The 12,488-nt window shown below is 64.3% G+C and carries 14 protein-coding genes; 7 read left to right on the top strand and 7 right to left on the bottom strand.

The genetic code is table 11. The features are described from left to right. Positions 1–369 precede the first annotated feature (369 nt). Entirely contained in the window at positions 370–1,629 is a 1,260-nt protein-coding gene (locus DXK21_RS08465) for a tyrosine-type recombinase/integrase (protein ID WP_114817351.1), read from the top strand. 14 nt (positions 1,630–1,643) lie between these two features. Here the strand turns inward: DXK21_RS08465 and DXK21_RS08460 are convergent, their stop codons facing one another. Both DXK21_RS08460 and DXK21_RS08455 read right to left on the bottom strand, forming a co-directional pair. Next, a complete protein-coding gene (locus DXK21_RS08460) occupies positions 1,644–2,348 on the bottom strand; it encodes an RES family NAD+ phosphorylase (protein WP_114817350.1) in 705 nt (234 codons plus the stop codon). Then, the gene (locus DXK21_RS08455; RefSeq protein WP_162790608.1) at positions 2,345–2,770 is read right to left on the bottom strand and encodes an MbcA/ParS/Xre antitoxin family protein; all 426 of its coding nucleotides are present in this window, start codon (positions 2,768–2,770) and stop codon (positions 2,345–2,347) included. Before DXK21_RS08455 ends, DXK21_RS08460 begins: the two co-directional genes overlap by 4 nt. Before the next feature lie 231 nt (positions 2,771–3,001). Here DXK21_RS08455 and DXK21_RS08450 point away from each other — a divergent pair, with 231 nt between their 5' ends. The 3 genes from DXK21_RS08450 (at position 3,002) to DXK21_RS16910 (ending at position 5,214) form a co-directional block, all read left to right on the top strand. Next, positions 3,002–3,979, top strand: coding sequence for a zinc-binding dehydrogenase (locus DXK21_RS08450; RefSeq protein WP_114817348.1), 978 nt, complete (start codon positions 3,002–3,004; stop codon positions 3,977–3,979). A gap of 303 nt (positions 3,980–4,282) precedes the next feature. Continuing rightward, complete coding sequence (locus DXK21_RS08445) at positions 4,283–4,564, top strand: DUF7662 domain-containing protein (RefSeq protein WP_114817416.1); 282 nt, start codon at positions 4,283–4,285, stop codon at positions 4,562–4,564. 335 nt (positions 4,565–4,899) lie between these two features. Then, entirely contained in the window at positions 4,900–5,214 is a 315-nt protein-coding gene (locus tag DXK21_RS16910; RefSeq protein ID WP_245945154.1) for a type 2 periplasmic-binding domain-containing protein, read from the top strand. Positions 5,215–5,353: 139 nt separating this feature from the next. Here DXK21_RS16910 and DXK21_RS08430 read toward each other — a convergent pair whose 3' ends face one another. From DXK21_RS08430 to DXK21_RS08420, 3 genes are all read right to left on the bottom strand, one after another. Next, on the bottom strand, positions 5,354–5,539 hold the full coding sequence (locus tag DXK21_RS08430; RefSeq protein ID WP_114817347.1) for a hypothetical protein: 186 nt from the start codon (positions 5,537–5,539) through the stop codon (positions 5,354–5,356). Between the two features lie 59 nt (positions 5,540–5,598). Beyond that, complete coding sequence (locus DXK21_RS08425) at positions 5,599–5,961, bottom strand: DUF4126 domain-containing protein (RefSeq protein WP_245945153.1); 363 nt, start codon at positions 5,959–5,961, stop codon at positions 5,599–5,601. Positions 5,962–6,408: 447 nt separating this feature from the next. After that, on the bottom strand, positions 6,409–7,269 hold the full coding sequence (locus DXK21_RS08420) for a Crp/Fnr family transcriptional regulator (protein ID WP_114817345.1): 861 nt from the start codon (positions 7,267–7,269) through the stop codon (positions 6,409–6,411). A 438-nt stretch (positions 7,270–7,707) separates the two neighbouring features. On the opposite strand from DXK21_RS08420, the gene DXK21_RS08415 reads away from it, so the two are divergent. From DXK21_RS08415 to DXK21_RS08405, 3 genes are all read left to right on the top strand, one after another. Then, entirely contained in the window at positions 7,708–8,427 is a 720-nt protein-coding gene (locus DXK21_RS08415) for a Crp/Fnr family transcriptional regulator (RefSeq protein WP_245945152.1), read from the top strand. Between the two features lie 361 nt (positions 8,428–8,788). Then, positions 8,789–9,145 carry a hypothetical protein gene (locus DXK21_RS08410; protein ID WP_114817343.1) on the top strand — a complete coding sequence of 119 codons (357 nt, stop codon included), beginning with the start codon at positions 8,789–8,791 and terminating at the stop codon, positions 9,143–9,145. 27 nt (positions 9,146–9,172) lie between these two features. Further along, positions 9,173–9,811, top strand: coding sequence for a hypothetical protein (locus tag DXK21_RS08405; RefSeq protein ID WP_114817342.1), 639 nt, complete (start codon positions 9,173–9,175; stop codon positions 9,809–9,811). Between the two features lie 425 nt (positions 9,812–10,236). On the opposite strand, the gene xth is transcribed toward DXK21_RS08405, so the two are convergent. Next, a complete protein-coding gene (xth, locus tag DXK21_RS08395) occupies positions 10,237–11,031 on the bottom strand; it encodes an exodeoxyribonuclease III (RefSeq protein WP_114817340.1) in 795 nt (264 codons plus the stop codon). 744 nt (positions 11,032–11,775) lie between these two features. Further along, complete coding sequence (locus DXK21_RS08390) at positions 11,776–12,039, bottom strand: hypothetical protein (protein ID WP_114817339.1); 264 nt, start codon at positions 12,037–12,039, stop codon at positions 11,776–11,778. Positions 12,040–12,488 lie beyond the last annotated feature (449 nt).

Here is a 12,488-nt window from a genome sequence, read left to right as displayed (position 1 = left end):
GGTGCAAAGCCATGCCAACGAAGACGCGAAAATCGTTCCGCGTGTTAGGTGCATAGAAATCTGGATGGGAAGCCGCCCGGGCCAACTATGATTAAGCGCGACGATATCTTGGGCTTAATGCCCCCGAGTGGCTCCGCGGGTAGAGGCCGGAAATAGATTGCCAGATTTTTTCATCTGAGCCTGTTTCGTGTCAAAAAACTTATTCACTACAATGTGTTCTGTTTTTCCAAACTGCTGCAAACCGCGTCAGGGCATTTCACCGAGTTTTTGTCTGCTGGATGGGAAGCTGGATGGGAAGGATGGTGGGTGCAAACCAAATTAGGAGCCACTAGAATCGAGGCTCCTGGATGATTTGCAGCGAGCGCGGCGATGGCTTTGAAAGTCAGCAAGCTCACGGATCGAAGTGTCCGTGGCTTCAAGAGCGAGGGCTACTATTCCGACGGAGACGGCCTCTATCTCGTCGTGGCCCGAACGGGCGGACGTAGCTGGATCTATCGCTACCGGTCGGGGGGCGCACGAAGGGACATGGGTCTCGGGTCCATGCTCGACGTGTCCCTGGCGGATGCGCGTCTCGCCCGCGACAGGGCCAAGCAGTCCATCGCTGCTGGGAGGGATCCGTTGGCGCAACAACGCCGCACCGATGCTCTTAGCCTGGAGGCGAGCCCTTCGACCGGGATGGACAGGCCGGCGGTCCGAACCGGCGTCGCGGGGCGGCCCACACTGCTGGCGTGCTGGACGGACTATGTGAAAGCCCAGGAAGGCGGCTGGCGTGGTCGCAAGACCAAGGCCGGCTGGATGCGCTCCATCGAGCGCCACGCCGCGCCGATCAAACACTGGCCGGTCGATGAGATCGACGTCGAGGCCGTTCTCTCCGTACTGACGCCGCTCTGGCTGACCAAGGCGGAGTCAGCCGGCAAGCTGCGCGAGCGCCTCGAAAGAGTGCTGGACTACGTCAGGGTTAAGAAGCTGCGCACCGGCCCGAACCCGGCTGTGTGGAAGGGGAACCTGATCCACCTCTTGCCGCCGCGCCCCAAGCTCCAGCGCGGCCACATGCCGGCCATGCCCTACGAACAGATTCCGGCCTTCATGAAGCGACTCTCGGCCAGCCAGGGCATGTCCGCCCGCGCGCTGGAGTTCACGATCTTCACCGTGGCGCGTGAGACCATGACCCTGGAGGCGGTCTGGGGCGAGATCAGAGCCGATGTCTGGGCGCTCGACCCGAGCCGCATGAAGGAACGCGCCTTTCGCCAACCGCTATCGACCGGCGCACTGGACGTTTTGAAGGCGGTTCATCCGACCCACCCGCGACCCAACCAGCTCATCTTTCCGGGACCAAAGGGCGGGCCGATGTCCAATATGGCGATGGACATGATGCTTCGGGATCTGGCGCCGGGCTTTACGCCGCACGGCATGCGCTCGACGTTTCGGGATTGGGCGGGCGACGAGACGGACTACGCCCGAGAGACCATCGAGGAGTGTCTGGCGCATGTCGTCGGCGACGAGACCGAGCGAGCCTATCGGCGGAGCGACGCCCTGCGCAAGCGGCGCCAGGTCCTGGAGGCCTGGTCCGACTACTGCCTGTCCGAAATGACGGCGGGCGTCTGTCTGCCGAGACGGGCGTCTGCTTGAGGGCTGCGGTCAGGCTAGGCTCGATTGACGCCGGTCAGCATGATCACCTCGACCTGACCCTTCGCATCCCAGACGTATTCGTAGTGCCCGCCCTGGAGGATGGGCAGGGGCAGGGCGCCCGGGCGGAAAATGCAGGCGTTCACGCCGCCTGGACGGCGCACGCTGTCATAGACGAGGCCATCGACGCCGTCCGGGTCGCCAGGCCAGCGAATATCGGCGGCGAAGGCCTGGGAGGCGCGATAGTCGTCGGGATCGTAGAGCTCCGCACGTTCCGCCTGCAGCCCGCGCAGATCCGCCAGATCCAGGTCCAGATGGACGACAAGTTCTCTCAGCTGGATGCGGTTGGGAAAGCCCCCGGCCGACAGTCGAAGCCGTCTGCCGTTGTGGTGGAGGGTCTCTTCGATAGCCGTCTCGATGTCCGTTGCGCAGTACCAGGCTCCGAGGTCGGGCCCATTGAAACGCCCGCCGCTCTCGGAAGCGTGGAGGAAGGCGGCGTTGGCGAGCGTGGCGGTCGGCCCTGCAGCTAGTGAGCCCGGCGGCATCATCTGCAGGCGCGCCATGGCGAGGAGGCGGCCGTTGGTCATCTCCTCGAGCTGGAAGGCGACGCGGAGCTCTTCCTCGTTCTCGGCGATGTCGTCGAAGACGCCGGTTGTTGGAAAGCGGCTGTTGACCAGGCGGTGGGTACGGGACGTGAAACGCCGCTGCGGCGGCGTGGTCAACGCACGCCCCGCCAAGCGTCGAGGTAGCGCCGGACGTCGTAGAGGTCGGAAATACCGCCATCGGTCATGCGCTCAAGCGGCGAACGGCCGTTGAAGGGGTGGTCGCGGTTCTCCGCCTTCAGCCACCGGACGCCAGCCTGGTCTTCGACGAAGATGAGCCTCAGGCCCTTCAGGATGCCCAGGACGAGGGAGATGCGTTCGAGTTGGTCGCGTGTCAGCGTGGTGGCGTCACCGTTGCGCCAATTGTGTTCAGTCTGGCGTGAGATGTCGCCGAGAACGGCGCGCTTCTGATCGACCGTCAGACCCCATAGGGCCGCCGCCTTGAAGAAGAGCTTGAGGGCCGGGGCGGACATGCGCCTGCGCTCCTGCGGATCCCGCAAGGGCGGGACCGGGTCGAGGGATCTGAGGGCGGCGTCCTGCATAGCCATGGATGCAATGTAGAAGTCTGTACGTCATGGCGCAAGCCATGAAGGGGCGATGGACCTTGTTCATTCCCCTGGTGTCCGCCATCCACGATGACGCGAACAAAACCCGGAGAAAACGCCGGGGGGATTGAGGGGAACATTGCAGACGCACGGTGGAGCCCCATCTCAAGCCTCAACCTGATGAACTCGTCATCGGCCAGGGCCGGGCGACGGGTGGAAAGAGACCGAATGCGCAGCCTGATCCACGACAGCTTCGGCGAACCGGCCGAACTCCTCCATCTGGCGGACCTGCCAACGCCTGAACCTGGCCCTGGCAAGGTCCGCATCCGCACGACGCTGTCGCCGATCCACAATCATGACCTTTGGACCATCCGCGGCAGCTACGGCTACAAACCGCCCTTGCCCGCCATCGGCGGCAGCGAGGCGGTCGGCGTCGTCGAGGCCGTCGGGGAGGGTGTGGACGCCGCTTTGTTGGGGCAGCGGATCGCCGTCGCGGGGGTGCACGGCAGCTGGGCCGAGTACTTCCTGGCTTCGCCGGGCGGTCTGGTTCCCGTGCCGGATGCTGTCAGCGACGAAGCGGCGGCGCAACTGATCGCCATGCCTTTCAGCGCCATCTCCCTTCTGGAGGTCCTGAGCGTGGCCGGGGGCGACTGGATCATCCAGAACGCGGCGAACGGCGCGGTCGGCAAAACCCTAGCCATGCTGGCGAAGGGGCGGGGCGTCAACACAATCAACTTAGTCCGGCGCGACGCTGGCGTGGCTGAGCTGGGGGCTCTGGGCATCGACCATGTGGTTTCCACGGCGACGCCGGACTGGAAAGACCAGGTCCGCGCCCTTCATGGAGAGGCGCCGATCAAGGCGGCGGTGGACTCCATCGGCGGAACATCGAGCGGCGATCTGGCGGACCTGCTCGGCGAAAACGGATTGCTGGTGTCGTTCGGCTCCATGACCGGCGCGGCCATGGAAATTCCCTCCGGCGCGGTGATTTTCAAGCAGCTCACGCTCAAGGGCTTCTGGGGCACCAAGGTGTCGGCGGCCATGCCGTCCGATCAGCGCCGCCGTCTTATCGGCGAGCTTCTGACACGCGTCGCCAGCGGTCAGCTCGAATTGCCGGTCGAGGCCGTATTCGGGCTCGACGAGGCGTCGCGCGCGGTGGAGGCCTCTCTCGCGTCTGGTAAGGCCGGCAAGGTGCTGTTCCGACCTTAGGGCGACCGACTGAGCGGCAGGCTTGGGCCAGCACCGCCACAAGGCGCGCGGATCGTGGCGCCGGCTGCGATCACGAAATGATGTTGCGGGGTTTCGTCCACTCCTCAGCTTCGGGGAGGCGCGGCCCGGCCATTCCCCGTCCATTGCCCCCCTTTGCGGCGGAGGCGTCGGGTCGCATTCACGTTCGGCGTCCAGTTGAGAATCGCCTGTGCGGCCTTCTCTCACGGGGCGGCGTCCCGTATGGACGCCCGCTTGAACTGTGCAGGCGGGTCGTCGGGGCACGGTGACAGGAGAAGGGTCGACATGGCGAAGTATGAGCCTCTTGCTCGCTACCTGCGCCGCCAGAAGACGGCGGAAGTCGAGCTGAGCTTTCGCGATATCGAACGGATCGTGGGCGGGCTTCTGCCAAAGGCGTCGACCGACCCGAAGTGGTGGCGGGCCGAGGATGCGCCTTCAGCCCCGCCGCAGCAGCGCGCATTCGCCCAGGCGGGATACGTTCCCGAGCCGGAACTGAAAACCGAACGCGTGCGCTTCGTGCGCGCGGCGTCGCGGAGCCCTTCGGCGTCGGACGCTCGGGCGGACTGAGATCGCCCGGCGTCGGTCAGGCGAACCTGGCCGATTGGCGTAGCCTGGACTTCGGCCCGGCCCACCGCGATCACATCTGGGCCCTGGCGCACAGGGACGGCATGACCGCCTCTGGGGGGCGGGATGCAGCGGGGGACGGAAATCTCCCCATGCAGGTGCTGAGCCGCGCAACCCTCGACCACCAAGTCCAGCAGCAGCCAGGCAAAGAACGAACGATTGATGCGTCTGGTTGGACTGTCGGGCAGCCTGAGGGCTGTGCGCCATGCGCCGCGTCTGGTGACCGATGACTTGCATATGCTGCACGAGGGGGCGCTTCAGGGGCTTGCGTTGTCCTGTTGCCGACCGTGGCGGTGGCGGGGGATCTGGAGGCCGGTCGATTGATCGACCTGTTGCTCGACTGGCGACCGACGAGATGGATTGTCCACGCGGTCTTCCCCTCGAGGCGCGGCCTGCTGCCCTCGGGCTCCTACAACAGCGCCCTACTGCGGGCGGCCCAGGGCATGACGCTCGAGGGCGTCGAACTGGTCGAGGGCTCGATCCGGGGCATCCCCCTCTATGACGGCGACGGCGAACAAGAGGAGGGGGCTCACGGCGTGGCCAGAAGGTCCTGTTTCGTCTTTCCTACCGCCGAGCGTAAGGTGATCGCCTGATCCTCGATGCAGCCGAGGCGCAACGCGCTTTTGCACGGGAGGTCGCCGCTCGCCTGCTCGATGCTCATATCCGCACCTTGGCGAAACGCGGGGTCGTACGGGATTGAGACGGGCATCCGCCCGTCGGGCAGGCATCGCGCTAGGGTTTGGGCTTGGCCTTGAAGGTATCGCCGATCACTGTGGCGTCCGGGCCGTCGGGACCGGCCGCGCGCCGGGACTTGAGCCCGGTGCGCTTCACCGCGGCCTCGGACGTCGAACCGTCGGGACGGCCGCCGGGAGTTGCGGCGTTGGCTTTTCGGCCTTCGCTCTGCTTGGGGTCGCTCATGTCGGCTTCTCCTGTTTGTTGGAATATTGGGCGGGCTTTCTCGCGGAGGGCCGCCCTTTTTAAATTGCGACCGCGGGTCGGCGCGAAGACTGACGCCGGTCGGCGCGCATGATCAGGGTCGTGGCCCCAAGCGTCAGAGCGTCCTCGACCAGACCGCTCCTCGTCTGCCCGAAACGGCGTAAGGCGCGTTTACGAACCGCTAGCCCGACATATCCGCCGACGACGGCGCCGACAGCGCCCAGGGCTCCCGCCTGGAGCCGCCGGGCATGAGGCGCCAGGGCCGCGCCGGCGAGCGCGCCCGACACAAGTCTCGCGGCCAGGCCGGGGGGAACTGTGCGGTCAGGCGCCGAGCGCATCTTGTCGCCCAGCAGCTCGCCGACGGCTAGGATGCTTGCCCCTATCACGACAGAAGGGCGTCTCATGACTCCCGGGGCGCCGTTGTCCCGCACCAGGCCGCCTGAGCGGGCTGCCATGGCCACAGCCGCAAGCGGCGTCATTGAGCGCTGTCCGGCGACGAGTCCGATCAGCAGGGGGCTCCAGTTCACTGATTTCTCCATCCGCTATCCATGACTGAAGCCAGCGCCTCGCGGTCTGCATGGTTCCCGCCCCTGCAGCGCGGCCCAACATCAAGGCCGCAGTCGGATCGGCGCCACAGGCCCTTAGCGGCGACCGGCGTGAGCCGGGAAAGCCAGGCCGGGAGGTGAGTTGTCCTCGGATCGCTCAAAGGAAAGATCGGAATCTGGCTCAGGGAACATGGCCTGCGCAAGATGGACGCCGCCGATGTCGCCCGTTGTCGCCGGGTCGGGCGAAACCTTCATGCCCGCAGTGAAGCCCCAGTGGGGCCTTGCTATGCTAGGCCGGAGCCCGGCTCAGCAAGAAGCGGTTGATGCCGGCGTCCCAGCGGCGAGGTCAGCGGGATCAGGAAAGGGCGGCGCCCGCCCTGCTTGCAACTGAGATGAAGGGGTTTGGGCGGCATCCCAGGATGAGGGTTCAGCGAGCGGCGTCGACTGGACGAGTCTCAGGTTTTCGGCGCGCCTCGGCGCCTCTCCGCAACCGCACGAGGCTTGGCGCAGCCCCTCCAGATCAACGACCTGGACCTTTCCTCGTCCAAAGCGCACCAAGCCCTGCTCCTGCAGTCGGCCCGCCGCCGCATTTACGCTTGTTCGCTGGACGCCCAGCATCGCGGCGAAATCGGCCTGTGTGAGACGAAGCGCGGCGCCGTGGGCGCCGCAGTGAAGCCGTACCAGCCACTTGGCCAGTCGATCCGTCACTAGGTGTGAGGCGTTGCACACCGCCTCAGCGGCCAGGAAGTGCAGGCGCGTCGGCGCCTGACGCGCCACGAGACGTGTCAGCCAGTCGCGGCCGAGGCACCCCACCACGCTCTCGGCCGGTACGCGACAGACCAGAGTTTCGACAATAGCCCGGGCCGTCGCCAGCGGCCCACAAGCGTCCAGCGCCTGATCCCAACCATGAACAGATCCGGACACGACGATGGAGACGCAGATGCGCTGGCGGCCAGGAAACAGGCCCAAGACGCCGGTCAGGATAAAATAGAGCCCGTCATCATCGGGAACGTCCTCTCCCGCAGCGAGCACCTTGAGCTGCCCTCGTTCCATGGCCCGATCCTGGGCGAGGGGCGGCAGGGCCTGGAAGACCGGGTGGTCTTGGATTTCAAGGTGCGATCGGGAAGGCAGGTCGCGGAGATTCATAAGCTGGATCATGGTCTTCATGTCGTACTCCTGAGCCCCGTAGTGTGGCGGTTTGCCCGAAGGCCGCCATTCACATGGGTTAGGAGACTCGCGTTCAGTTGATGGCGGCCACGACGGAGTGGTGTCGGGCAGGCGTCCCTTGGGAACGTGGCGGGCGAGGGAAGGGAACCGTCATGGCTGGCCACAACGGTCGCTACAGCGGCCGGGGGCCGGCGTGATGCGTGCCGAAACCGTGGCCGCCGAGGACATGCCGTCTGGGGGGCGCTCTGGTGAAGCGGCGTCTGGGGTCCAGTCGAACCGTCCTGAAGGCGCGCATCTTCGAGGATGACGCGCTTGGCTTCGGAGCCGCCGTGGCAAGAGAGGAAGGCGGGCCTTACCAGGCTGACTCGATCACGAGCGGCGGAACCAGCCCCGCGGCGGACGGTTCTCTCGGAGCGTTACAATAACGAGGAGCGGATCTTGACGGGGCCTCTGGTAGAAAAGCTCTCGAGACGAAACCAGCTGTCCGCCGAAGAGAAAGCAGTGCTTGGCGGCATCCTCGCGCCGCCGACGATGGTCAAGGGCGGAGACGACATCGTACGCCAGCACGCCTCACCCCAACACAGCACGCTTTTGCTGGACGGTTTCGCAGCCCGGTACGTCGTGCTCATGGACGGCGCGCGCCAGATCACGGAGCTGAATGTTCCCGGCGATTTCGTCGACCTCCACAGTCTGCTGATGAGCCCCATGGACCATGGCGTAGCGGCGCTGACGGACTGCACCGTCGCCTACTGCCCGCATGAAGCGCTCCGTGAGGTGACCGAGACCCAGCCGCACCTGACTCGTCTACTGTGGATGGATACCCTGATCGACGCCGCCGTGCATCGCCAATGGCTGGCGGGTCTCGGTCGTCGGGCTGCGACCGGTCGTCTGGCCCATCTTTTATGCGAGTTGTATCTCCGCCTGGAGGTGGTTCACAGGGCGGGCGGGGGCAAGATGACTCTTCCGCTGAGCCAGGCGATCCTCGCGGATGTGCTCGGCCTTTCGACCGTTCACGTTAATCGATGTGTGGCCCAGCTGCGCGAGGAGGGGTTGATCGACTGGAGCAGTCGATCGGTTCGGTTCCTGGACTGGGACCGCTTGGTTCATCTGGCGGAGTTCGATCCCACCTATCTCCGGCTCAGCCGCGAGCCGGTCTAGACAGTCTTTGTTGTTGATCAGCGCGCCGAACCTGAAGCGGCAGCCGCGGGGCTGATCGGCAGCCCGCATGAAGTCGCAGTGTCTAACCACCGGAGCGCTTCCTCTGGCTGCCCTCATCTGGGTCTCTGACCCTGGGAAGGTCGACACCCTCTGTCCGGAACCGGACCCAAGAGACCTTAGCCGGCTCCCCCTGTTTGAGGATATGAATCGGGTTGTCGGGACCGGATCGAACAGGAGCGGACCCTGCCGTTTTGCAATGAGGCCCGAGGCACGGGGGTTCGGCGGAATTGTGAGCCCGTCAGCGGAACCCCGAGCCGGAGAGCAGCTTCTTTTCCGGACAGTCTCCCTGAAAGGAAATCACATGACGAGAGCCATCTACGCCCTAGCGGCGGCAGCGCTTCTGCTGACAGCCTGCAGCGACAATTCGGCGGACGAGGGTAGGGTCGAAGGCCCGGTGGTTTCTGAATCCGATGCGCCGCGCAATCCGGCGGTCGACATGTCCTCGAACCCCGCCGACGCGAGCCTCACTCCGGGCGCCAACTCCTTTACCGAAGCCCAGGCGCGCTCGGCCATCGAGAAGCAGGGTTACACGGGTGTCGGGCCCCTGAGCCAGGACTCGTCGGGAATCTGGACGGCGGTCGCCACCAAGGACGGGGCGGAGAGCCAGGTCTCCGTCGATTACAAGGGTGTCGTCAGCGCCGCCCCTTCGACTCGCTAGAATCACTTCAGTTTCAAGGAAATGCACATGGCTACGGTCACTCGACTATTCGACACGCACACCCAGGCGCTTGAGGCTGTTTCCGCCTTGGAAGCCGCCGGCTTTGATCATCACAAGATCAGCTTGATTTCGAACAACGCAGACAACTGGCACGAGGGTCATCGTCACGCAGACGACCGCAAGCTTGGAGATCTGAACGGAGACGGTGAGAACGATATCGCTGAAGGCGCCGGCAAGGGCGCTGCGACCGGCGGTGTTCTGGGCGCGGGCGCCGGAGTGCTCGCTGGCCTCGGCATGTTGGCGATCCCCGGACTTGGCCCCGTTGTGGCGGCCGGTTGGCTTGCTTCGACCGCGGTGGCGGCGGTGGCGGGCGCAGCTGTCGGCGGAACCGCCGGCGGCTTGCTAGGAGCGTTGAAGGAGGCGGGTCACTCCGACGAAGAAGCCCATGTCTATGCCGAAGGCGTTCGTCGTGGCGGCACGTTGGTGAGCGTGAAGGCGGACGAATCCGAGCGGGTGCGTATCGAGACCATCCTCAACGACCGTCGGGGCTTCGATTCTCAGGCGCGCGTCGGGGCCTACCGTGAAGGCGGCTGGTCCACCTTCGACCCGGCGGCTCAGCCCTGGACGACCGACCAGATCGAACAGGAACGGGCTCGATATCGCTAATCGCCGTAACCGCGAGAATGCTATCGGGATGATCTGATAGAGTGGTGATGCGCTTCATGAAGATCTCTCGGCCCTCCGTCGCAAGACGGAGGGCCTTTTTCATGCGGGGTCAGGGAGCAGGGGGACGGCTTTCGTGTGCACGGGCGGTCGAATGTTCGGCAGGCGGCACGAAGAACAGCCCGGTCCTTAGGCCATTCCGAGTCACACTCTTTTTGAAAAGGACTCGCCACGAACGCTCAGGAATCAGGCGCTAGCGCGCTGGCTGGCATCGCCTTCCAGCTCACCCTGCTCGACAAGCTGGTGGAGAAAGGGGTGCTGGATTCGGACGAGGTTCAACTCATTCTTCTTGAGGCCGACGCCAGGCTCGCCCAGAGCCCGAATATGACGGTCACCGGCAGGTTCCTTGCGGATCTGAGAAAGGACCTTCATCTGAAGGCGGGCGACGGCAAGTCCTCCAGCTGAATCCAGACCGGGGCGTGATCGCTGGTCTTCGCCCAGCCTCTGACGTGGCGGTCAACCTCAGCTTCGCGAAGCCGGTTTCGGAGGGACGGGCTGAGGAGGAGGTGGTCGATTCTCAGTCCGGCGTCCCGCGAAAAGCCATTCCGGAAGTAATCCCAGAATGTGTAGATTTTCTCGTCTGGATGCAGGGCGCGCAGGGCGTCAGTCCATCCCTGATCCAGCAGACTCGCGTAGGCGTTTCGAACCTCCGGACGGAAGAGGGCGTCACCCTTCCAGCGCTCAGGTTTGTAGACGTCCAAGTCGGTCGGCATGACGTTGTAGTCGCCGGCAAGCACCACGGGAGCCCCGCTCGCCATCAGGCTCGCGGCGTGGGCCGTCAAGGCCTCGAACCAGCGAAGCTTGTAGTCGAATTTGGGGCCCGGAGCGGGGTTCCCATTCGGGAGGTAGAGGCAGCCCACAAGCACCCCGTTGACCGCCGCCTCGATGTAGCGGCTCTGCGAGAGGTCGGGATCGCCCGGCAAACCTCGGCGGGTCTCGTGGATTGTGACGTCACGAGCCAGAATGGCCACGCCGTTCCAGCTCTTCTGGCCCAGCCAGATCGCGTCATAGCCTGCGTCTCGGATTGCCGCTGCGGGAAAGTTCGTCTGCTGGGCCTTGAGCTCCTGGAGGCAGACGACGTCGGGTCGCGCAGTTTCGAGCCACTGCAGTAGAACGGGAAGCCGCCCGTTCACGCCGTTCACGTTATAGGTCGCGATCTTCATGTCATCTCGCCAACCTCATGTCGCAGTGCGGAGGGGGGCATTCTGAAGGGGGGCCGGATCATAGAGCTTCCTGTCAGGAACCCCCGTGCAGGGCGGTCAGAGCTAGACCGAAATGCGGGTAGCCCCCGCGATGTTCCTCTCTGAACGAAGAAGGGTGAGGAGCAGCAGCTTGATGGCGATCCCGACCGAACGACTGACGTAGACACGCTGACTGTTCCGCCGAGCGTTGCTGGCGCAGGTCAGCACCGACGGGTCATCCAAGGCTCCTCTGATCGCGCAGGTTTCCTCGTGACGCAGGACCCGATCCCGAGGGGGTCCTTCTCCCATTGGCCGCACCCTCGCAGTTGCGCTGGTGTCCGGGCCCTTTAGCTACCGATCTTGGGCTCCAATTGCCTGACTCACTGAACGATCCTGAGGCGAGTAGTAGAAAGCGGCTTATCATCAGGGTTGGATGATATTTGATGAAACGCCCTGAAACCCAGTGAAGTCCATATTGCGTCTGGTTGCTTGTCAGGAAAAAGCGCGTCGCCAACTGTAGCGGAGGAGAAGCTCCTCAGCCTCAAACCGCCTCCTGTTCCACACCTGACCAGCATGGTGGTGCGATCGTCTTGCTGATCCTGGCGCGGGATGTAGTGTCCATCCTCGGCGCCCCGGTCGTAGGCTGAAGCCTTTAGCGGCTCCCTCCAGGAGTATCTTCTTTGTAGATCCAAGGAGGACTGCCACACGGCGCTGGTGGGGCAGGCGTCAGGCGCCGTCCTCGCCTTCCTGCTCACGCAGTTCTGAAAGCAATCCTTCCCACTTCACGTCGCATTCGGTCTCCGCCTGTTCAAGCCAGAGGGCGATAGCGGCTTGGCGGCGGACGATGTCTTTCATCTGGCCATCCAAGTCGTCGTCAGCCGCTTCGCCGATGGCGAAGAGGGCCATCATATCCCTGATGGCCTGCAACCGACCGACGAGCGTCCCTAGGCGGAAGCTCGGATCGTTGAGGATGCTGCTTTCCTCTTCCATAACATCACCCTGCCGAACCTTGGTTAGATGAGCACTTAACTAGGTTAAAATGCGCCCGCTTGGCGCGTGGCTTGTCTCTGGTCAGTTCCTCTCCTCAAAATCCATGGATGAGAAGAGCGGCTCAGCTTCGATCACGGTGGGGCGTAGCCGGCTAGGTGATTTTGCAACGTAATCAGCATGCTGACCGTGAGGGGTGTCGATTGCTGCAAGTGGTGAAGCACTCCAGCCATGCGAGAAAATAGCAATATTGACTAGGCAACTATGACCACGCGCTTGAGGGATGCCCGTACCCCTCCGGTGAAGGCCGCCTTGTTCGGCTGAGCCCATCGGCGATCCTGGACTCTTAAGTGCGGTCTTAAGACCGGTCATAAGAGCAGGCGTGAGAGCGGATGAGCCAGATCACCCTCCTGACAGGTCCGGAGCGGCGACGTCGCTGGACGGATGAGGAT

Source organism: Brevundimonas bullata, from assembly GCF_003350205.1.
GTDB classification, from domain to species: Bacteria; Pseudomonadota; Alphaproteobacteria; order Caulobacterales; family Caulobacteraceae; genus Brevundimonas; species Brevundimonas bullata.
This window is presented reverse-complemented; position numbering and strand designations above follow the sequence as displayed.

Coding starts and splice junctions, on each gene's coding strand:
- DXK21_RS08465 (WP_114817351.1), top strand. CDS start 370: ATGGCTTTGAAAGTCAGCAAGCTCACGGATCGAAGTGTCCGTGGCTTC.
- DXK21_RS08455 (WP_162790608.1), bottom strand. CDS start 2,770: ATGCAGGACGCCGCCCTCAGATCCCTCGACCCGGTCCCGCCCTTGCGG.
- DXK21_RS08450 (WP_114817348.1), top strand. CDS start 3,002: ATGCGCAGCCTGATCCACGACAGCTTCGGCGAACCGGCCGAACTCCTC.
- DXK21_RS08445 (WP_114817416.1), top strand. CDS start 4,283: ATGGCGAAGTATGAGCCTCTTGCTCGCTACCTGCGCCGCCAGAAGACG.
- DXK21_RS08430 (WP_114817347.1), bottom strand. CDS start 5,539: ATGAGCGACCCCAAGCAGAGCGAAGGCCGAAAAGCCAACGCCGCAACT.
- DXK21_RS08425 (WP_245945153.1), bottom strand. CDS start 5,961: ATGAGACGCCCTTCTGTCGTGATAGGGGCAAGCATCCTAGCCGTCGGC.
- DXK21_RS08420 (WP_114817345.1), bottom strand. CDS start 7,269: ATGAAGACCATGATCCAGCTTATGAATCTCCGCGACCTGCCTTCCCGA.
- DXK21_RS08410 (WP_114817343.1), top strand. CDS start 8,789: ATGACGAGAGCCATCTACGCCCTAGCGGCGGCAGCGCTTCTGCTGACA.
- DXK21_RS08405 (WP_114817342.1), top strand. CDS start 9,173: ATGGCTACGGTCACTCGACTATTCGACACGCACACCCAGGCGCTTGAG.
- xth (WP_114817340.1), bottom strand. CDS start 11,031: ATGAAGATCGCGACCTATAACGTGAACGGCGTGAACGGGCGGCTTCCC.
- DXK21_RS08390 (WP_114817339.1), bottom strand. CDS start 12,039: ATGGAAGAGGAAAGCAGCATCCTCAACGATCCGAGCTTCCGCCTAGGG.